Annotated in this window: 24 protein-coding genes; 3 read left to right on the plus strand and 21 right to left on the minus strand. The window is 37.3% G+C overall.

Going from position 1 to position 19,878, the window contains the following annotated elements:
• Nucleotides 1–175: 175 nt before the first annotated feature.
• The 7 genes from AC1DEF_RS13615 to AC1DEF_RS13645 form a co-directional block, all read right to left on the minus strand.
• Complete coding sequence (locus AC1DEF_RS13615) at nucleotides 176–1,030, minus strand: manganese catalase family protein (protein WP_097822765.1); 855 nt, start codon at nucleotides 1,028–1,030, stop codon at nucleotides 176–178.
• A gap of 189 nt (nucleotides 1,031–1,219) precedes the next feature.
• Nucleotides 1,220–2,062 carry a manganese catalase gene (locus tag AC1DEF_RS13620; RefSeq protein ID WP_034650592.1) on the minus strand — a complete coding sequence of 281 codons (843 nt, stop codon included), beginning with the start codon at nucleotides 2,060–2,062 and terminating at the stop codon, nucleotides 1,220–1,222.
• Nucleotides 2,063–2,493: 431 nt separating this feature from the next.
• On the minus strand, nucleotides 2,494–3,450 hold the full coding sequence (locus tag AC1DEF_RS13625) for a siderophore ABC transporter substrate-binding protein (RefSeq protein WP_043981408.1): 957 nt from the start codon (nucleotides 3,448–3,450) through the stop codon (nucleotides 2,494–2,496).
• A gap of 23 nt (nucleotides 3,451–3,473) precedes the next feature.
• On the minus strand, nucleotides 3,474–4,232 hold the full coding sequence (locus tag AC1DEF_RS13630; RefSeq protein ID WP_097822766.1) for an iron ABC transporter ATP-binding protein: 759 nt from the start codon (nucleotides 4,230–4,232) through the stop codon (nucleotides 3,474–3,476).
• Nucleotides 4,226–5,173: an iron chelate uptake ABC transporter family permease subunit gene (locus AC1DEF_RS13635; RefSeq protein WP_097822767.1), complete on the minus strand. Its 948-nt coding sequence runs from the start codon at nucleotides 5,171–5,173 to the stop codon at nucleotides 4,226–4,228. The genes AC1DEF_RS13630 and AC1DEF_RS13635 overlap by 7 nt, the downstream gene beginning before the upstream one ends.
• Nucleotides 5,166–6,116: an ABC transporter permease gene (locus AC1DEF_RS13640; RefSeq protein WP_097822768.1), complete on the minus strand. Its 951-nt coding sequence runs from the start codon at nucleotides 6,114–6,116 to the stop codon at nucleotides 5,166–5,168. The genes AC1DEF_RS13635 and AC1DEF_RS13640 overlap by 8 nt, the downstream gene beginning before the upstream one ends.
• Before the next feature lie 553 nt (nucleotides 6,117–6,669).
• The gene (locus tag AC1DEF_RS13645; RefSeq protein ID WP_097822769.1) at nucleotides 6,670–7,476 is read right to left on the minus strand and encodes a cell wall hydrolase; all 807 of its coding nucleotides are present in this window, start codon (nucleotides 7,474–7,476) and stop codon (nucleotides 6,670–6,672) included.
• A 362-nt stretch (nucleotides 7,477–7,838) separates the two neighbouring features.
• Between AC1DEF_RS13645 and AC1DEF_RS13650 the strand changes: the two genes are divergently transcribed.
• A complete protein-coding gene (locus tag AC1DEF_RS13650; protein ID WP_013057893.1) occupies nucleotides 7,839–8,093 on the plus strand; it encodes a hypothetical protein in 255 nt (84 codons plus the stop codon).
• An 81-nt stretch (nucleotides 8,094–8,174) separates the two neighbouring features.
• On the opposite strand, the gene AC1DEF_RS13655 is transcribed toward AC1DEF_RS13650, so the two are convergent.
• From AC1DEF_RS13655 to AC1DEF_RS13720, 14 genes are all read right to left on the minus strand, one after another.
• Nucleotides 8,175–8,339 carry a hypothetical protein gene (locus tag AC1DEF_RS13655; RefSeq protein ID WP_013057894.1) on the minus strand — a complete coding sequence of 55 codons (165 nt, stop codon included), beginning with the start codon at nucleotides 8,337–8,339 and terminating at the stop codon, nucleotides 8,175–8,177.
• Between the two features lie 312 nt (nucleotides 8,340–8,651).
• Entirely contained in the window at nucleotides 8,652–8,996 is a 345-nt protein-coding gene (locus tag AC1DEF_RS13660; RefSeq protein ID WP_013057895.1) for a hypothetical protein, read from the minus strand.
• 42 nt (nucleotides 8,997–9,038) lie between these two features.
• Nucleotides 9,039–10,070 (minus strand): zinc-binding dehydrogenase, encoded by a 1,032-nt coding sequence (locus AC1DEF_RS13665; RefSeq protein WP_097822770.1) that lies wholly within the window; start codon nucleotides 10,068–10,070, stop codon nucleotides 9,039–9,041.
• A 4-nt stretch (nucleotides 10,071–10,074) separates the two neighbouring features.
• Nucleotides 10,075–11,121 (minus strand): galactitol-1-phosphate 5-dehydrogenase, encoded by a 1,047-nt coding sequence (locus AC1DEF_RS13670; protein WP_097822771.1) that lies wholly within the window; start codon nucleotides 11,119–11,121, stop codon nucleotides 10,075–10,077.
• A 26-nt stretch (nucleotides 11,122–11,147) separates the two neighbouring features.
• A complete protein-coding gene (locus tag AC1DEF_RS13675; RefSeq protein WP_097822772.1) occupies nucleotides 11,148–12,419 on the minus strand; it encodes a PTS galactitol transporter subunit IIC in 1,272 nt (423 codons plus the stop codon).
• Nucleotides 12,420–12,474: 55 nt separating this feature from the next.
• Nucleotides 12,475–12,759, minus strand: a complete 285-nt coding sequence (locus AC1DEF_RS13680; protein ID WP_050691017.1) for a PTS sugar transporter subunit IIB — start codon at nucleotides 12,757–12,759, stop codon at nucleotides 12,475–12,477.
• 42 nt (nucleotides 12,760–12,801) lie between these two features.
• On the minus strand, nucleotides 12,802–13,098 hold the full coding sequence (locus AC1DEF_RS13685) for a PTS sugar transporter subunit IIB (RefSeq protein WP_097822773.1): 297 nt from the start codon (nucleotides 13,096–13,098) through the stop codon (nucleotides 12,802–12,804).
• A gap of 1 nt (nucleotide 13,099) precedes the next feature.
• A complete protein-coding gene (locus tag AC1DEF_RS13690) occupies nucleotides 13,100–13,585 on the minus strand; it encodes a PTS sugar transporter subunit IIA (RefSeq protein WP_097822774.1) in 486 nt (161 codons plus the stop codon).
• A 36-nt stretch (nucleotides 13,586–13,621) separates the two neighbouring features.
• A complete protein-coding gene (locus AC1DEF_RS13695; RefSeq protein WP_097822775.1) occupies nucleotides 13,622–15,664 on the minus strand; it encodes a BglG family transcription antiterminator in 2,043 nt (680 codons plus the stop codon).
• 238 nt (nucleotides 15,665–15,902) lie between these two features.
• Nucleotides 15,903–16,466 (minus strand): NAD(P)H-dependent oxidoreductase, encoded by a 564-nt coding sequence (locus tag AC1DEF_RS13700; RefSeq protein ID WP_097822776.1) that lies wholly within the window; start codon nucleotides 16,464–16,466, stop codon nucleotides 15,903–15,905.
• A 291-nt stretch (nucleotides 16,467–16,757) separates the two neighbouring features.
• The gene (gene lepB, locus AC1DEF_RS13705; protein ID WP_025751067.1) at nucleotides 16,758–17,318 is read right to left on the minus strand and encodes a signal peptidase I; all 561 of its coding nucleotides are present in this window, start codon (nucleotides 17,316–17,318) and stop codon (nucleotides 16,758–16,760) included.
• Nucleotides 17,319–17,401: 83 nt separating this feature from the next.
• Entirely contained in the window at nucleotides 17,402–17,758 is a 357-nt protein-coding gene (locus tag AC1DEF_RS13710) for a nuclear transport factor 2 family protein (protein ID WP_477727410.1), read from the minus strand.
• 101 nt (nucleotides 17,759–17,859) lie between these two features.
• On the minus strand, nucleotides 17,860–18,201 hold the full coding sequence (locus tag AC1DEF_RS13715; protein WP_141425860.1) for a CBO0543 family protein: 342 nt from the start codon (nucleotides 18,199–18,201) through the stop codon (nucleotides 17,860–17,862).
• Between the two features lie 5 nt (nucleotides 18,202–18,206).
• Nucleotides 18,207–18,404: a hypothetical protein gene (locus tag AC1DEF_RS13720; RefSeq protein WP_057244385.1), complete on the minus strand. Its 198-nt coding sequence runs from the start codon at nucleotides 18,402–18,404 to the stop codon at nucleotides 18,207–18,209.
• Between the two features lie 283 nt (nucleotides 18,405–18,687).
• Between AC1DEF_RS13720 and AC1DEF_RS13725 the strand changes: the two genes are divergently transcribed.
• Together AC1DEF_RS13725 and AC1DEF_RS13730 are read left to right on the plus strand one after the other, a co-directional pair.
• Nucleotides 18,688–19,344 (plus strand): DUF975 family protein, encoded by a 657-nt coding sequence (locus AC1DEF_RS13725; protein ID WP_043981401.1) that lies wholly within the window; start codon nucleotides 18,688–18,690, stop codon nucleotides 19,342–19,344.
• Between the two features lie 114 nt (nucleotides 19,345–19,458).
• Nucleotides 19,459–19,872 carry a DUF1259 domain-containing protein gene (locus AC1DEF_RS13730; protein WP_029715116.1) on the plus strand — a complete coding sequence of 138 codons (414 nt, stop codon included), beginning with the start codon at nucleotides 19,459–19,461 and terminating at the stop codon, nucleotides 19,870–19,872.
• Nucleotides 19,873–19,878: the final 6 nt, after the last annotated feature.

Raw genomic sequence — 19,878 nt, forward strand, 5'->3', positions numbered from 1 at the left:
CAAACAGATGTAAAAAAGCCCTTTATCATGCGCTTACAGGAATGGCGAGATGTGCTTTGCGCTAGACAAATGAAAGAATTTCGCTAAAGCAAATAAAAAAACATTGACTACTAGCTCTCAGTCAATGTTTTTTATTTATTTCAGCTTTGTTTAATTAAATTCAACTCACATACTTTTATGCGTTCATATCTCCTAAACCTGGAGCATGCTCATTTGGCATTTCAGATAAATGAGGGACTGGAAAAGCTTCCGGTGGAGGTGTTACGTTCAAGTCTCCGCCATTTCTGCTTGGCGTCTGCCCTTGAAATATTTCTCCCATTCGATGCGGATCTAATCTAAAATCAAATTGCGTGTTATGATACCCCATCTCGACAAATTTTCTGCATTCAGGGTATTTGTTAATATCATAATTTGGTACAGGGAATAGTTTTCCCCAGTCCACGCCTAATGTTTCAAGAGCTTTTGCAAACGCATTTTGATGAGCATTATCTCGAACGATTAAGAAACCTAGCGTTTCTCTTAACGTTTGGTTAGAACTCATTTCGTATATTCTTGTTTTTTGTAAAACGCCGGTTGATTCTAATACAACGTTATTGAGCAAATCAGCCACTAGATTTCCGTGATTATAAACCCACGAGCCGTTCCATGGATTTCCGCCCGCATCTACTGGCAGTGAGCTTTGAGCGCCCATGATATAGTGATGAGGATTAGCATGTTTTACAGTTTCATCAAGAGGAGCCTGATCTGAACCTTGACTTCCTACCCCGGCTCCGCCAGATTCATCTAACAATGCATTAATGGTATTTTGAACGAGTTCTACATGAGCAATTTCTTCTAAAAAAACACCTTTCATTAAATCGCGATACTGCGTCTCTTTTCCTCTGAAGTTAGAGCTTTGAAAGAAATATTGCATCATCGTCCGCATTTCACCAAACTGCCCGCCTAAGGCTTCTTGCAGTACCTTCGCGGCCGCAGGATCGGGCTTATCCGGTTTAATACCATTGATTAATCCTTCTTTGTAATAATACATATCAGACACTCCTTTTACTGACATTGCTTGATTGTTTTCTTAAACTAACATATGCACATACCTACTTTTTCCCTATGCGGCTTTTTTATTCTAGATATTAAAAGGTAACTTGACTGAAACGCGTGGATAACACCCTTTGTTATAGTCAAAAAAAAGACCTCTCGCACATATCGAGGGCCTTTCTTTCTTTTATTTAGAGGAAACTTTTTTACGAGTTAAATCATGATGCAACGAAGTATCAGGAATTTCCGGATTGGGAACCTGTCCTTTTGCTACAGGGTCTTTGATGTATACATATTCACCGCTTCCGTCTGGGGCACTTCCAGTAGCCCACGGTCCCTCTTCTGATTCAGCGCCTTCTGAGAGGTTCCAAAACTCATAAGCTTCTGGCTGTGATTCTTTTTCAGCCTCGGGAGGGAAAGATGCAGGAACAACTACTCCATTTTTTTCTTCTAGTTCGTTTATAGCTTCCATCCACTGATACTGGTGATAGCGATCACGCGCTAGCATTTTGCGGAATGTCGCGCGTACACCTTCATCTTTTGTCATATGGTATAACCTAGCTACTTGAAGTCTACCTTGGCTTTCTGCATGCAAGTTCGAACGCATGTCTGCTAATAAATTGCCGCTTGCTACGATATATGAACCGTTCCATGGAACTCCATTTGAATTAGTAGGCAAACCACCAAGCCCGCTCACTAATAAATGCTGAGGATTAATTCCTCCCATGATAGCTGCTGTTGCAGGATCTTTCGCAGCTTCTGCTTGATCTTCTGGAGATGCTCCATCAAGTAATTGACTAATAAGTGAACAAAGCATCTCTACGTGTCCAATTTCTTCTGTACCTATATCCATCAGCATATCTTTATATTTCTCTTCTCCTCGACAGTTAAATCCTTGAAAGAGGTATTGCATCATTACCGTCATTTCACCGAATTGTCCACCTAGTACTTCTTGAATCTGACGAGCAAGCATCGGATCGGGGCGATCTACTTTGACTTCAAATTGCAGTTCTTTTTGATGACGAAACATGTTAACTCCTCCTTTAATATACTAAATTCCTTTTAGAGATTCTTTCCTCTTTTTTCCGTTCCCTCTCGCTATTCAATTAATCACTAAACTTGTATCTTTTTCCTTCTGGAACGAAAATGGATAAAATCACCTATTAATAAACTTAATTTAATAAGTAGAAAGACACCTAAAGAGAAGAAAATACCTGCGCTTTGCTCTTTAGTATTCGTTCAGTTTATAACGTTTTATAGTTAAAACCACTGCCAGACAGAAAAATGTTCACCAAAAAATGAGAGTGAGATATAACTAATCACTTCAATCAACAGCTAGAAGCAGCTACAGATATGAAACCTATATTCTTTCCACAACAATAAAAAAATCCGAATGATTTGATTAATCATTCGGATTTACTTTCAACTAAAATACTTTTGTCTCAGTCTGTCTTTTCTCTATTACTTCTCTATCCCTGCTTTGATTTCTTTAATCATGCCAGCCATTGACTCAAGGCCTCCTCCAGATAAATACCAAAGGCCTGGATCCAGATACACAACGTGATTGTTTTTCACCGCATTGACTTCTTTTACGTACTCATTTTCAACAATTTGTTTAGCGGATGATTTTTCACCAATCGCTGCACCGCGGTCAACGACGAATAAGTAGTCTGGATTTTGCTTAACTAAATATTCGTATGAAATGCTTTGACCGTGCTTAGCGGATGGATCTAAACTGTCGTCTGCTGCTTTAATACCGAATACGTCGTGGATTAATCCGTATTTAGAACCCGGACCAAACGCTGTCATTTTGCTGTCATTTGCCATCATTACAAGCGCTTTTTTATCTAGTTTGTCCGCTTGTTTTTTCAAATCTGCAATTTGCTTATCAATTGCTGCTAGCTCTTTTTTCGCTTGATCTTCTTTATTAAAAATTTGTCCTAGTACTTTTGTGTTTTCTTTAAATGACTTCACATAGTGCTGGTTGTCTGTATCGATATAGATCGTCGGCGCAATTTTTGAAAATTCATCAAATGAATCTGCTTGGCGGCCTTGAATAATAATTAAGTCTGGCTTTAATTCTGCAATTTTTTCGAAATCAGGTTCTTTTAAGCCACCTACATTCGCATACTTATCATCTTGATACTTTGATAAATACTCAGGAATCGCTTGTTTTGGCAAGCCCGCCACTTCAACCCCTAGTTTATCTAGTGTATCAAGTGCACCCATGCTGAATACTACAACTTTTTTAGGGTTTTTCTTAATTTTAATTCCGTCTTTATTGAACTGATCGGTTACTGTTACCGTCTCTTTTTGCTTACTTTCTCCACCTGTTGTTTCTTTTGCTCCTTGATTACCGCAAGCGGCTACAACAATCGCAGTTAAGACTGCTGCAAACATTACTAACACTTTTTTCACTTTCGTCACCTCATGAATAAATTTTATGAAAAATACACGCAAATACGCTGTCCGTTAACCGTTTCGATTGGAATATCCATATCGTATATATCCTTTAATACAGACGTTTGAATGATGGTTTCTGTTGGGCCTTCACAGATTACTTCACCGTTTTTAAGTGCCACAATATAATCCGAATAAACAGACGCAAAATTAATATCGTGAATGACAATTACAATCGTTTTGCCTAAGTCTTCTACGAGACGTTTCAACAGCTTCATAATTTCAACAGAATGCTTCATATCTAAGTTATTGAGCGGTTCATCTAAGAAAATATACTCCGTGTCCTGTGCGATGACCATAGCGATAAAGGCCCGCTGACACTGTCCCCCGCTCAGTTCATCCAAGTATTTGTCTTGAATACTTTCAAGCTTCATATAACTTAGCGCCTGATTAACCGCTTGTTCATCACTTTTTGTTAACCGGCCTTTTGAATAAGGAAACCTTCCAAAATTGACGAGTTCACGTACGCTAAGCCTGATATTCAGCTGATTGGACTGTTTTAAAATGCTCATTTTTTTGGCTAAATCTGAGCTGTCAATATTCTCTATATTTTTTCCTTCTATTGATATTGATCCTGAGTCGGCTTTAATGAGACGGCTCATAATTGAAAGCAGCGTACTTTTCCCCGCTCCGTTTGGACCGATAAATGACGTGATTTTCCCTTTTGGAATCACGACGGATGTTTTTTCTAAAACGGTTTTTTCTCCGTATGTTTTACTGACATTTGTTACTTCTACCATGATTTATTCTCCTTTAGCAGCAAATAAATAAAGTAAATTCCGCCGGCAAAGTCAATGATGACGCTCAGCGTGGTGCTGAAGGTGAACACTTTTTCAACGATAAATTCTCCTCCGACGAGAGCTATAACACTAAGCAGCAGTGATCCCATCATTAAATAGGTGTGCTTGTACGTTTTGAACAGCTCTCTCGCAAGGTTCACAACAAGCAGTCCAAGAAAGGTAATCGGCCCAACTAACGCTGTAGCCACTGAGACAAAAATGGCGATCACAATCAGCATTTTTTTGACGAGCCCGTCATAATCAATACCTAAATTTACCGCATGTTCTCTTCCAAGCGACAGGACATCAAAAATGGATGTAAAGCGCCACACGTAAATGCCAAGCAGGATAAATATGACGGCTGCTATGTATAGCAAATCGGTATTAACATTGTTAAAGCTTGCAAATGATTTATCTTGTACAACTTGAAATTCATTCGGATCGATCAGCATTTCCATAAATGAAGACATGCTTTTAAATAACGTGCCGAACACAATTCCAACCAGTAAAATAAAGAAAATATTCTTACCGGCTTTTTTGAACATCAGTATGTAAAGCAAGACCGAAAAGATAATCATCAGCGAAACGCAAAGAAGAAAGTTAAGATTTTTGTTCATGATGACAATATTCGTCGAGCCAAAGATGTACACAATAAACGTTTGCAGAAATAAATACAGTGAATCCAGTCCTAGAATACTAGGAGTTAGAATTCGATTATTAGTAATTGTTTGAAAGATAACGGATGAAAAAGCAATGGCTCCTCCGGTTAAAACAATCGCAACAACTTTTTCAATTCTTCGCGGCAGCGTGTACTGCCAGTAGCCTAAATCGTAGCTGATAAACAGTGCCACTGATAAAACGGCCAGCGCGGCGAGAATGATGATTTTATGTTTGTTATGCATAACGACCTCTCCTTATCAGCATAAAAAGAAAGATCGCACTTCCTATTACACCGACCATTAGCCCAATAGAGATTTCATAAGGGAAAATAATGACTCTGCCTAAAATATCGCACGCCAGTACGAACACAGCTCCAAGCAGCGCTGTATGAGGCAGGCTTTTTCGCAAATGATCTCCACGGTAAATCGATACGATATTTGGAATGATTAATCCTAAAAAAGGCAGCATGCCAACGGTCAAAATCGTAATCGACGTAATAAGCGAAACAATGACTAATCCAATGTTTACGATTTGTTTGTATTTCACGCCTAAATTGATTGAAAAGCTTTCTCCCATACCAGCAACCGTGAACTTATCTGCGTAAAGATAAGCAATTATTACGAGCGGTATACTCAGGTATAAAAGTTCATATCTCCCTTTGACTACTAGCGAAAAGTCGCCTTGCAGCCATGAAGAAAGGTTTTGAATCAAATCGTATTTGTAGGCGATGAAGGTAGCTAAGGAACTTACGATACTGCCGAGCATTAAACCGACTAGTGGAATATAAATCGTATCGTTAAATTTAATTCTGTCTAGTATTCTCATAAACAATAGATTGCCCGCCAGTGAGAAAATGAAAGCAATGCTCATTTTTAATAGAGGACTTGCTGAAGCAAATACTAGTAGAGAAATCAACACACCAAGTCTTGCCCAGTCCATCGTTCCTGCCGTTGTTGGAGATACAAACTTATTTCGCGTAATTTGCTGCATAATTAATCCGCAAATACTAAGGCTCATTCCTGCCATAATAATGCTCAAAAGCCTAGGAAAACGACTAAAAAACAGCGTTTGACTTTCTTCTTTTGTTAAATGAAAGAGATCCGTCGCTGACAGATCTTGTACGCCTATAAAAAGAGACGAAACTGCTAGTACAGCAAACACAAGAATTAACTGATAAAACTTCAACTTTCCTTACTCCTTTCTTCCCTCTATAAGTCTAGTTATCTCCTCCTTCATCACATGTAAATGATTATCATTATCAATTGACTTTCTTTATCATATCATTATTCTCTAAATAATCAATGGTTTTCTCAAAATTTAAGCAAAAAAATACCTTAACAGATGGATCTGTTAAGGTATTTTAAGGTTCAATTAGACTTAAAAAATAGCTATTTCTTTCTTCATCTAAAAGAGGATTGAGACATAACTGTATTAATCTAAAGATGAATAAATTAGATACATTAACTCGTATGGATCGCTTGGTACGCCGATCTTGATTTCCGTGCAAGGCTTCTCGCTTTCCGCTTTTTTCGCAGGAGTCTTCGCCTTGCCCTCCAATTAACAGCTAGAAACCACTACATATATGAAATCTGCGTTTACCATAACAACAAAAAAATCCGAACCATTAATAACGATTAATGGTTCAGATTTAACTTTAAGCAAAATACTTTTGTGGCAGTCTCTCTGTATCAACATTACATATATATGAAATATATGTTTATATTTGAAAGAAATCTACTTATTTTGCAAATACATGGTTTCCGATAACTGCCGTTACTTGCTGCGTTGCAACCCATTGGCTTTCAGCGATTTTCGGATTATAGAAAAACAGCGCATCGTTTTCATGCGGGTTTGATAATGCTTCGCTTACCGCTTGTTTTGATTCTTCTGATGCAGGCTGATTAATTGCGCCGTTTGCTACTGGTGAAAATTGATATACGCCGTTTCCTAGCTGCTGATAAATAACGTCGTGAATGTTATTTGGAAATTCCGGTGAAGCTACACGGTTTAATACCACAATTGCTACCGCTACTTTTCCTTGGTACGGCTCACCTTTTGCTTCTGCCTCTACTAATCTTGCTAGTAAATCTTGATCTTGTGCAGAAACCGATGTAGACGGAGCAGTTTGTGCCGGCGCCGGTGCTTCTCCTTGAAGTTTTAACGTTTGTCCGATGGTAATGATATCACTTTGTAAACCGTTAACAGCTTTTAACTGATCCACAGTCATGCCGTTTTGTGTTGCAATATGATATAACGTTTCGCCTTGTGCTACTGTATGTACAGATGTTGCCGGACTAGCGGCAGGTTGTGCTTGTCCCTGGTCAGGAATCGTTAATGTTTCTCCAACGTAAATCATGTCGTTTTGGCGGTTATTAGCACCTTTTAGCTCATCTACCGTAACCCCATTTTGTTGGCCAAGCCCCCACAAGGTATCTCCTTTTACGACTTTGTGCGAAGCTGCTGCTGATGCTGTTCCTTGACTTGCTAGAAATGCTACAGACGCTGCAGAAGCAACTGCCCATTTTTTTACACGTTTTTTACTCACAAAAACTACCTCCTAAAATTTGAACCTGTTATTACCTTAGCACATAGATTCGCCTTTTCATTAAAAAAAACAGTAACATTTGTTCTAATTGGATTAAGTTTCTTACAGTGCCATTCATTATGTTACAACTTTTACATGACCCTTAAAGAATATGTAGAAATATGACGGTTTGATTGCGAAACGAGCTTTTTATGTGTTTACTTACATTCCTCTTTCTGTAAAAAACTTGATTTTATTATGATTAATCGCAGAGATAAAAAGGAAAACAGCAGTCAAATAGAGAAATAGTGTAACTATTGAGGGATGATTCAGCGCTTCTTTGTCAATTTACGTTTGTTTATTAATAGAGGAGGTCTATTCGGATGTGTGCAAATAAAATGTATGTGACGTATAACACGGAGAAACCGGCTATTACAATTCAAGGAGCTTTTTATCATACGGGAGGAACGCAGGAAGAGTTTTTGCGGGAATTCAAGTACTGGCTTGAATCTCACGGCTGGTCATTTATGGGCGTAACAAATGAAACAACGATGACAACGGCGAACAAAGAGTTAAAAGAAACAATGGAACAGCATAAAATAGAAGGCAAAAAAGTTCAAAGACTAGAAGATTTATAACGATTGCTTCTATGACCCTTCACACATGTCCAAACGCCAATATGTAAAAAAGCCTTTAGATGAGCTAAAGGCTTTTTTACATTAACGAGAAAGGGCGACCACCTTCTGATTTTCTACTCTCTCTTCAACAGGCTTTCTCATTTCTTTTTCCGTCCATACGCCAATGCGTTTTTGTCTTTTCCCAAGAGGCTGTTTTTCACATGCATAGCAAATTTCTGAAATATCATCAAAATGAGCTAACGACATCTTTATCCCTCCTTTTCTAAATATACACAGGCAAGTTAGTATACTTCTTCCCTTATTTTCCAAAGCTAAACTGCTTCTTCTTATATTTAAACAATTTATAAACAAACGGAATAAATAATTTCTACTTCATTATCATTTAGATTGTTTTATTTAGATATAGACGGGTAAACAAAAACTATCCCACCTCACACCCTGAAGTTTGAAACTGTCACGTAAAAAAGCAGCTTTCTATACATGTATAGAAAGCTGCTTTTTTATGTAGCTAGAAAAAATGCATTGATGCACCAGCTATAACAACAGGCAACCGGCCCTTTATTTTCTAGCAGTTCGTTTTTTGTAACGGTGAATAGTATGCATGGATTCATTAAAATCTTTCATTAGACGATAAGGCTTGCTCACTAACCTTATCGGAATTCCAGTTAAAAATCTATTTATATCTTTTTTATATTCTTTTGATACTCGGTTAGGTTTAGTAAAGACACGCTTGTAGACCTCTTTATAGAACTCTTTCAAAACATCAACTTTAAATACCATTGTACGCCTACATTCTTGACACTCTACGCGTACAATTTTGCCGTTAATATAATAAACGTGGTGAGGAAGCTCTTCTTTGCAACTGTTACAATATAAACCTGCTTCCATTTGGGTATCTTTCACACTTCCTCCCTCCCTGATTTACATTATTTATATAGTTCGTTTCTACGACTGAACAAGCACTTTTATTTCATTACCTGATAGAACGGCTTCGAATCCTTGACGCCAATAATCAAGAGGTACAATTTTAGTGATCATTTTCTCTGTATTAATTTTCTTTTCCTCAAGAAGTTTTAAAGCAATATGCCAAGAACTTGGTTTCTGAGAACGCGTTCCAATATATGTAATTTCTCTTTGGATGATAGATTCTTGATCTAAAAGGTTTAATTTTTCGGAGAAAATTCCTACTTGTACAAACGTTCCTTTTTTCTTAACCAGAGGCAACCCTTGGTTTAACGCCTGGACAGCACCTGAACACTCAAATAACTTGTCAACACCGTATCCCTTTGTATAGGTCAGCACAATTTCTTCTAAGCTTTCTTTTTGGATATCTACAGTTACGTCGATTCCTAAAGACTTAGCTAACTCTAAACGCTTCTGATCTTTTGTTATACCTGCTAATATAACAAACGCTCCTTGTGCTTTTACAACTTGTGCTTGCAGTAAACCAATGGGACCTGGACCAAAAATTAATACTTTATCTTCTTTTTTAACAATCGTTTTTTCTAAAGCTGCATGAACGCAGCAAGCTAGAGGCTCAGTTAAAGCAGCTGCTTTTAGGTCGACTGTATCTGGCAGCACATGGACACTTTCCTCACGCGAAATAACATATTCAGCAAAGCTGCCGTTTATTTGTGTGCCTATCCCTTTTCGATGAGCGCACAGATTATAGTCTTTTTCTAAGCAATAATCACACTCTCCGCACGTCACAAATGTTGTTTCACTGGTTACTCTATCGCCAACTTTTACTTTTGTTACATCTTCCCCTACTTCAACGACTATACCGGAAAACTCATGCCCAAGCACAACCGGCGTCTGGGAATTTTTATATTGACCTGTAAACGTGTGAATATCCGTACCGCATATTCCGGTATACGCTACTTTAATCTTCACTTGGTTTTTCTGAACTCCTAATTCAGGGATTGTTTTTAACAGCATCTTATCGTAGCCTGGCTCTACCTTCATGACTGCCTTCATTTTTTCACTCCTTATTTGGAATTATTAACACTTTTCCATAAGCTTCTTCTCGATTAATAATCATATTAAATGCTTTTTGCGTGTCTTCTAACTTAAATCGATGAGAAATTAATTCTTTTAATCTAATCTTTCCATTTAAAATAAAGTCAACGCTTGTTTTCCACTCTTTCCCGGGAAACGGTGCAGAATAAGAGTTCCAGAAACCTTGCAATGTAAGCTCTTTTCTAAAAATACTCTCAAATGCTGCTTCAGATAAACACACATCTGAATAAGCAATACCTAAATATCCAACCTTCCCTTTTTTACAAGTAACAAGCAGGCACTGCTCTTGAGTGACAGTGGAACCTGCACATTCGAGTGCAAGATCCACTCCTCTTCCTTTTGTATATTCATTGATTTTTTCAAGGACATTTTCATAACGGGCATGAATCACTTTTTCACAACCCATGGCCCTCGCTTCTGTCAGCTTTTCACTAGAAATGTCGATGGCGATGATTTCTTTTACACCCGCAATTTTCAACCATTGAATCGTCAGCATGCCAATGACTCCTGCTCCAAAGACTGCTGCAGTGTCTCCTATTTGCGGATGAATATTAAGTACTCCATGAAGCGCTACTGCTAAAGGTTCTATCATAGCTGCTTCTTCAAAGTCCATCTCTCCTACTTGTATAACATTTGAAGCTGGAATATTGACATACTGAGCAAATCCGCCAAATGATTGCGCACCAATCATTCCGTAGTTTTCGCATAGTGAATACTGCCCTTTTTGGCAATATTCACATGTGCTGCACGGTTTAAACGGAATAGCAGCTACTCTGTCTCCAACGTTCAAATCTACTACTTTTCCCCCTTTTTCAACGATATACCCAGCAAATTCATGTCCCATAATGGCAGGTAGCGGATACTTCCATCTGCTTGTCATTTTGTGTGTATCCGATCCGCATATTCCTGCTGCCATTACTTTTATTTTGACTTCATTCGCTCGGCAGGAATCAATCCCAATATCTTGATAAATGATTTTATTTTTTTCATGTAGCACAGCTGCTTTCATTGTCTTACCTCCTGTTTATGCCTATTTTAAAAAATAGAAGCCCACAGCTGAGAGAATTTAAGAATAAGCCAGTTAAATAAGTTTCCTCCCATGTCTAAACTTGAAATTTGTGTTGCACCTTCTGGCATAGAAAACTGAGCTCCTGATAACATTTGTGTATGCACATCTGCAAAATTCGTTGCCATATAAAGTGATAGCGCTACCATAACAGTGCCCGAAATAAGAGAGTGTATAATATTCCCTCTTAATGAGCCCACAACAAAAGCTACATAGAAAGGAATGGTTGCCAAATCCCCAAACGGCAATACTTTATTTCCAGGTAGAATGACAGCTAAAAGTAATGTAATAGGGACAAGTAACAGTGCTGTAGCCATAACGGATGGATGTCCTACTGCAAGAGCCGCATCTAATCCAATATATATTTCACGATTACCATATCGTTTTTGAAGAAAAGAACGAGCTGCTTCAGAAATTGGAATAAGTCCTTCCATTAAGATTTTAACCATTCTAGGCATCAAAAGCATAACCGCTCCCATTGAAATACCTACTTGAAAAACTTTACCAAGATCATAGCCTGCTAATATACCGATTACACACCCTAAGATTAAACCCATCATCATTGGTTCACCGAAAATACCAAAACGTTTTTGAATAGATTCGGGATCTGCGTTCAACCTTTTAATCCCTGGAATCCTTGATACACCCATACCTACCAAAATACCAATTGGTCCAAATGCAGCTGTAGAGCCCGTAGGAAGAGAAATTCCTTCTAACCCGTAAAATTTTTGAACCATTGGCGCTGTCTTATCTGCTACAAATAAAACAGCAATTTCATACAGAACGGTACACAATATTGCAAACCACCAGCTTCCTGTGACAACGTATCCTGTTGCGCCAGCAGCGATAAAGTGCCAATAGTTCCAAATATCAATATCAAGCGTTTTAGTCAGTTTTAACAAAAGCAAAATAATATTTACAAACAAGCAAACAGGAATTAGTATAGCTGCAACGGGAGATGCCCAAGATATTGCAGCGGCAGAAGGCCATCCCGTATCGATAACAGTTAGATTTAATCCAAATCGTTCAACCATTGCTTGTGCTGCTGGTCCTAAGTTTTTTACAAGTAAATCAATAACTAAGTTGATGCCGACAAAACCAATTCCTATTGTAATTCCGGATTTAAACGCTTTTTTTGCTCCTGTTTTAAATAACAGGCCTAAGATAAAAATGGCAATTGGTAAAATAACTGTAGGTCCTAGATTTAATACTGCTTGCACACCTGATAGAAGTTTATCCATATCCATCCCTCATTTTTCTTTTGTCATTTCCTAAAATGGAGGCAACGCGTGATCCCTATGCTTGTAAATGCGTCAGAATTTTTTGATCTAGTGCTTCCATGCCAATCCCTGTGATATAGGAGGTTGCGCTTAATGCCGGAATGCTGTACTTTGTAGGTAAAATCGTTGTCGATACAATTAAATCCGCTCCTTCTTGGCGAGAAGCTACTTCGGCAATTTTACATTGCACAACTTCCGCGTTAATGCCATTGTCTTTTAATAAATTTTCTACTCGTTCACACACCACTGTTGATGTTGCAATTCCCGCTCCGCATGCTACTAATACCGTATATTTTTTCATTTTGTTCAGCTCCTGATTTATTATTTTTAATTTTCTGACTAATTAATTAGCAAAGGTTTTATTTAAGGCATCTATTATTTTTTGGTCCAGTGCTTCCATGCCAATCCCTGTGATATAGGAGGTTGCGCTTAATGCTGGAATGCTGTACTTTGTGGGTAAAATTGTTGTCGATACAATTAAATCCGCTCCTTCTTGGCGGGAAGCTACTTCGGCAATTTTACATTGCACAACTTCCGCGTTAATGCCGTTATCTTTTAATAAATTTTCTACTCGTTCACACACCACTGTTGATGTTGCAATTCCCGCTCCGCACGCTACTAATACCGTATACTTTTTCATTTTACTTCTCCCCTTTTGTACTAATTTTTTCAACTCCGTTAAAAATAGCTTGAACATCCCTTTGATTTTGAGCCTGTAATAATTGCTCTATTTTTTGCTGATCTTGAATTGTTTGCATCAGCTCCTGAAGTACTGTTAACTGGGTGTGAGGCTGGTTTAAACCTAATAGAAGCACAATGCGCACATCCACTTTTTTTGTATTATCATCCATTAAATAAAACGATACAGGTTTTTGTAAGGTAATCACACTAATAAATTGTTCAAAAACGTGCTCTGGATCTGTATGAGGGATTGCTACACTGTAATCGCCTATTTGGAGCCCCGTCGGAAAAGATGCTTCTCTTTCTTTAATTTTTGTCAAAAAGTTTTCACCGACATACCCTTTGCCAAATGCCTCTTTGTACACCATTTCAAAGATATCTGCTTGATCTTTACATATACTATTTAACTTCAATAACTCTTCTTTTAAAAAAGGCTGTAATGTCACGATTGTATCCTCCTTGCTATACATTCTGTACCATGATTAGATAGAGTGCGTTTTAATTATTTCATAGATTTTGTATTTTTCATTTAGCCGTTTCATCTCATTTATTACCCCGTTCATTTCCGCTAACTTCATCAGCTGCAGCATAGCGTTTAAATGTTTCTTTTTATCAATAGCTGCGATAACAACAATAAAATGAACTTTTTGCTCTCCGCACAATAAGCCTTCTTTTAACTTAAGTAAGCTCATGCCTACTGCTTGAACACCATCCTCAGGGCTTGCGTGAGGTATTGCAACATTAAGTCTTAGTACAATATGTGGAGATATAGACGGATACTGTTCCTGCATTTTATCAATATAAGCTTCAGTAATAATACCTTTATGTAAAAGCGGGGAAGCGGCTATTGAAATAGCTTCCTTCCAGCTTTCCACTTGATCGCGCAGCACAATTGTTTCGGGTGTAATTAAATCTGCTAAACTGTATTCTTGATTTTCACTTGTTTCGTTTAATACTTGGAGAGAAAAATAATCTTGCAGCGCTTTTTGAAGTTGAGGCTTTTGATCAACTTTTGCGTATTTTTCAATGACACTTATTAACTGTTCAATGTTTACAACGGATGTATTTAAACCGAATATGGTTTGAATGACTCTCTGCCGAAGCTGCAGCTTTTGAAAATCTGAAATAAATTGTTCCACAATAAATAAATGCTTAGAAGTCTGGACAGGAACAGGAGAAAATACCATATCAAATTCTGCTTTTGATTGCTCAAATTCTCGAATTGAAAGAGCTTCGTAGAAATAAAACTCTGGAAATAAATCGCGCAGCGTGTGCTCCATCAAATGTGAAATGGATACCCCGTTAGGACAAACAACAACCGCTCTCTTTTTCAGCTGTATCGTTTCGCCACTGTTAATTAAATGTCCACCAATAAAAACGGTAATGAACATTACTTCGCTTTCAGGAATAGGGCAGCCAATATAAGTTTCAAAAGGCTTTAATGAATCTTTTACAATATAGTGAATGGCTTCAAATTCTTCACTTACTTTTTTAATTATTGAATAGTTAGTAGTTAGCTGGTATTTAATACGGTAGTAAGCGGGTTTCATGTGCAGCACTAATTTTTGAAGCAGCTTTTCTTTTTCTTTAAAAGTAATACATGCTTTTTTCTCAAATAATGCAAGACTATCCTTCAGTGAAGATTTTAGTTCAAGAGTTTCTTCATCTCTTAAAAATTGAGAAGATAGAACATTAGATGTAAGCAGCTGTAGTGTAATAAATAACCGTTCTTCCTTGGGGATACAAGCAGCTTCTTCAATTAAAATTTCAGCAGCTTCAAACTCTTTTGTATCCGATAATTCTTCATAGTCAATATGATAAGGATCTTTAATTAAGTTTCCTTTTTTAATTCTTTTTAACAAAATAGCTATTGTATATGGAAGAAGTTTTATTTTTTGATCGATAAATTGAAGGGCTAAACGCTTTTCTACTTTTTCCATTTGCCCTTTTAACTTCTGAATTTCTTCCTTTGAAATTCCTGTATACATCTGAATATACGTCTCACCTTGATACATGTCATAGACGGTCCGCAGTACTTCAATAAGCAGCTTTCTTTTATTCCATTCACTTCCGACTATGTCGTATCCATACATTCGTGAATAAACAATTTCAAGATTATAATCATTTACAAGTTTTTGTGTGTATTTCATATCTCTTAATATCGTATTCTTACTCACTGATAGCGAGCTCGAGAAATGAAGTAAAGATAATTCTTCTTCGCTGCTTAATAGCATCAGCAAAACTAATTGAGCTCTTTCTTTTTCAGACGGAATATAGCTTCCAGCAGAGTGTTCGACTTTTTCAGCAAACAGTTCCATTAGAAGAGGATCAATAATAAAATTCCCCCCGTTCGTTCGCTGAATTTTTGGATAGTTGTTACTCTTTAACCAGTCATTAATTTTTGTAAAGCTGTAGCTAATCTGCCTCCGTGAAAGATGATATTTTCTCTCTAATTCCATATTAGAAATACCTGGATTACTAACTACTCTTTTTAAAATTAAATTGCTCCTTTCATCTAGATGCATCAATTGCTCCCCCCTTGCTTAAATTTATTCTATCACTGATCCCCACTAAAATGTTTACGCTTTCATTACCACTTCTGGTCGAGTTATTGTGCAACTTGATGGTTAACTCTTCCTTACCATTGTAGACATTTCGCTAGTGATCAGAAAGAAAAAGAAAAACTGTTTTTGACTACGATTTTTGCGTCACAGTGAATAAAAAAACCCGACTGTTCAGTCAGGTTTTTTGTAGTATCGATTTTTATTGATGCTCTCCTATTCCAAATACTTCTGCTACATGATTTTCTAATTTATGCTTGTAGTGATCAATGTTTGGATGTTTGACTACGTCATGAATAGAGTAAGTTGGAAATGGACTCATACCGACGTACTGATTCATTTTATGCAAATGCATAATGGCTTCGTCTAAACTTTTTCCTTCATAGAAAGCTTCGTCATTGTCGAAAATAGCTTCCGGCGCATTCCACGTGAGAGAAAACATGTATTTTTTCCCCGTTAATAAGCCGCCTCGCCCGTATTGATTGGAGCCTTTAAAGAAAATGTTATCCATATACACGCGATCAATATATTGCTTAAACTTTCCGGGAATGCTGAACCAGTAAATAGGCGTCTGCATAATCACAACATCAGCCCATAGCCACTTTTCAATTTCTTCTTCTACTTCGTAGCCTTTATCAACCACCGTTGTTTTAATGTCAAATTGATCAGCGAGTAAATGCTGCATTTCGTTAAAAATCGTTTGATTTAACTCTCCTTTTGATTTTTTACAATACTCGTGTCCATTAATGATTAATACGTTTTTCATGCTGACCTGCTCCTTTCCAAAATCCTTGTTTCTTTATCTTCATATATCTGTATACCCATAAAAACTACTTACCTATCAGTACTATCTCTTACTTTGAAGTAACATAGGCACCTAGAAGTCCCTTTTTAAACACCCTTATGATTTCCTAAACAAAGAAAAAAACAAGGTCTAATTTACTGATTTCTTAGAAGATGTTTAACTTGCATAAAGCAAATCGTTTTTTAAAATCAGTTCTTTTAACCCAATAAAAAAGGCTGGCGAATTAAATTCCGCCAGCCTTTTTTCCTTTTTTTATTTCGGTTCGCCTACTTCATTTAATGGATAGTAGCGAAACTGCACTTTTCCGATAACTGATTTTTGTGGAATGAAGCCAAATGCTCGTCCATCATGACTTACAGGACGGTTGTCCCCCATTACAAACAGTGAATTTTTCGGTACCTTCACTTTGCCATCAGTTGCAGGCAGCGTTTGAAGCGTAAAATCTTCCGTGAATTTTTCATTAGGTGCAAGAGATTTTTTAGATTCTTTTAAATACGGCTCTTTATAAGCTTTACCGTTAATATATAGAACGTCGTTTTTCATTTCTACCGTATCTCCTGGCAGTCCAATGACACGTTTAATATAATTTTCATCTGCATCCGGTGCATGAAATACAATCATATCAAAGCGATCAACATCACTGATTTTATTTAAAATAACGCGGTTTGAATCTTCAAACGTTGGATACATCGATTCCCCGTGAACTGTAGTTGGCGCAAATAAAAAATGGCGAACTCCCACTACAATAACCAATGCAATAACAATGGACTTAATCCATGAAAACACTTCTTTTTTTACGTTATTTTTGCTCATCTCAAAACATCCCTTACGTCAAAATATACTTTCATCATAGCATCAAATAGAGGGAAAGTATAATAATAACCGAATAATCTTATTTATTGATCACCGTTTGTCACTGTGCCTTGATGGAAAAACAAACGCCACTTTTCTTCTCTTTTTCGCCAAATAGAACTGCGAAGCGTCTTTTTTTCTGCCGTATGGTTCATAAGATGATAGGTAGTTAATACACAGTCAGGAGACAATACGTCTATATGAAAATGAGAGATTTCGAATACATCTGGCGAGAGTACATGATTGTTATTGTAATCTTTTCGTTTCCATCCCGTGCCCGAACTGCCAAACTCCACGTAATCATCTGCAAGAATGTTTGAAAGCTCTTTAGCAGAGGTTCGTACTTCTGATTTTAAGTGCATGCATTCTAATTCATAAAATATTTGGGTAGCGTTCTCCATTTTTTATTCATCTCCTCTTACGCCTATTATAAAGAAATAACGCGTTATTTTCATACAAACAAACCATACTCATATCCCGTATAGATATAAGTATGGTTTGTTCAGCTGATTCTATAGCGTCTATTCTTACCTGCCATCCAATCGCTAATGATTTTCACCACAATTCCTATGATAAATACTGTGAGAAAAGAATAAAAAATTGGCCAGTTCAGCAATTCATATAAATGCAGCGCTCTAAATAGCGGAATACCTATAAAAGCAATAATGGCAGAATTAACGGCATGTGCGATGAAGAAAAATTTCCATTTGCTAAAAAATTGGTAGATGAGTGCGATACTTACCGGAATAATAGCAAAGTCAACCGTATTGAAGCGATCTGTAAACGGAAGCATCTGGTGAGGATAGCACCACAGGTTAAAAAATTTCCCGAATTCATCTACCAAACCGACTATGTCAAAGCTGATAAAAAAACGAGAAGCATAAAAAAGAGGCGCTGTCTATCAATAAAAAAGTAAAAAAGCAGCAAAAAAAGAGCGTTTATCACCACTATGAGCCACCATTGAAAACTAAAAAGATCTTGATGAACCCAATAAGAAAATTCCTTTTCATTTAAGACTTGTTGCATCATTTTGATCATTTCAAACATAGAAATCCCTCCTATCTTAGAAAGTCTGTCCATGAGAGTTTCACTTCATACTAAAATAAAGCATCTCACACAGTGCTTTTGCACCTCCTCTTTCTTCAAAAGCAGATTGTACCTATTTAGCGATTTCTATCTGTCTAGTGAAAATTTTCCGCAGGAGCTTTGCTTTTCATCTCAGAACCTATTGACTATTATTTTCATTTCATACAAAATTAACAATTGTGCATGGTTTACACGTTAATACGAGCAAAAAGATACTGTTTTGCAACATTAAAGGAGGAACAACATGAACATCGGTACGATTAAAAGAGAAGCTAAAGCTTCTTTAAAGAATCGCTGGGGACTTGCGATTTTACTGACGGTGGTGACGTACGGAGTATATACGCTTCTGCCTATTCCATTTGAAATTGTGGCAAGCGGCGGCTATGACAATTGGATGAAAGATGAATCTGATTCGGCGTCATGGATTTCAACTGCCTTTGCTATTGTCTTTTCGCCTCTTCTCATGGCGAACTACTGGGCATTTTTAGGTTTGGCGCGAGGTGAATCTGTCCGATTGGGACATTTGTTTAAAACATTCCAAGACTTCGGTCTTTATGTAAAGTCACTAGGAATTTATGTACTGATGACTCTTTATGTGATGCTGTGGTCACTGCTTTTACTGATTCCTGGAATTATCAAAGCACTGGCATATTCACAAACGTACTATATTTGTAAAGACAATCCTACTTACTCGATGAATCAAGCGATTACAGAAAGCCGCAGGTTGATGAATGGTTATAAAGGACAGTACTTCCTGCTGCTACTAAGCTTTCTTGGCTGGTTTTTATTAAGTATTATTACACTAGGAATCGGCTTTTTATGGTCTATTCCATACCTTTCTGCTTCACTTGCCCGTTTTTATGAAAATTTGTTAAATGAACGCTCATCGCATGCTGAATAATAAAAAAATCCTCTTCAACGTGAAGGGGATTTTTTTATAAGAACACTGTTTGCATAAGTGAAGCTCTGATGTCATAAAGCTTACTAAGAGTCTAGAAGAAAGGCAGGAGCTTATATGTATACTACAAATGAAATTTGTCAGCAGTTTGGCCAGATTTTAAACGCTAAAAGCAAAGTTAGTCCAACAGGATGCTCAGTGTCTCTTAAAAGAAGCTTTCAAGCTCATGTTCAAGGGCGGAAAAGCAGCTCTGTCGTTCCTGTTGGCGTATCATTTGAAGCGATAGACGCACAGGGAAACGCGTTAAACTTGGCTGAGATTGCTATTTTACAAGAAGAAATCCCCCGTTTTACAGAAGCTGCTGCGCGGCAAGGTCTTATCGTAAGCGCTTTGCATAACCATTGGCTTTTTACAGAACCGGTCCTTATGTATCTTCATATTCAATCTGTCGAGCCTCCTTTACATTTTGCGAAAAAAATGGCTTTTTGTTTTACAACCCTCAAGAGTCTTCCCGTTCCGACAAATGAATAATTTATT

Source organism: Priestia sp. 10L35 (genome assembly GCF_056395685.1).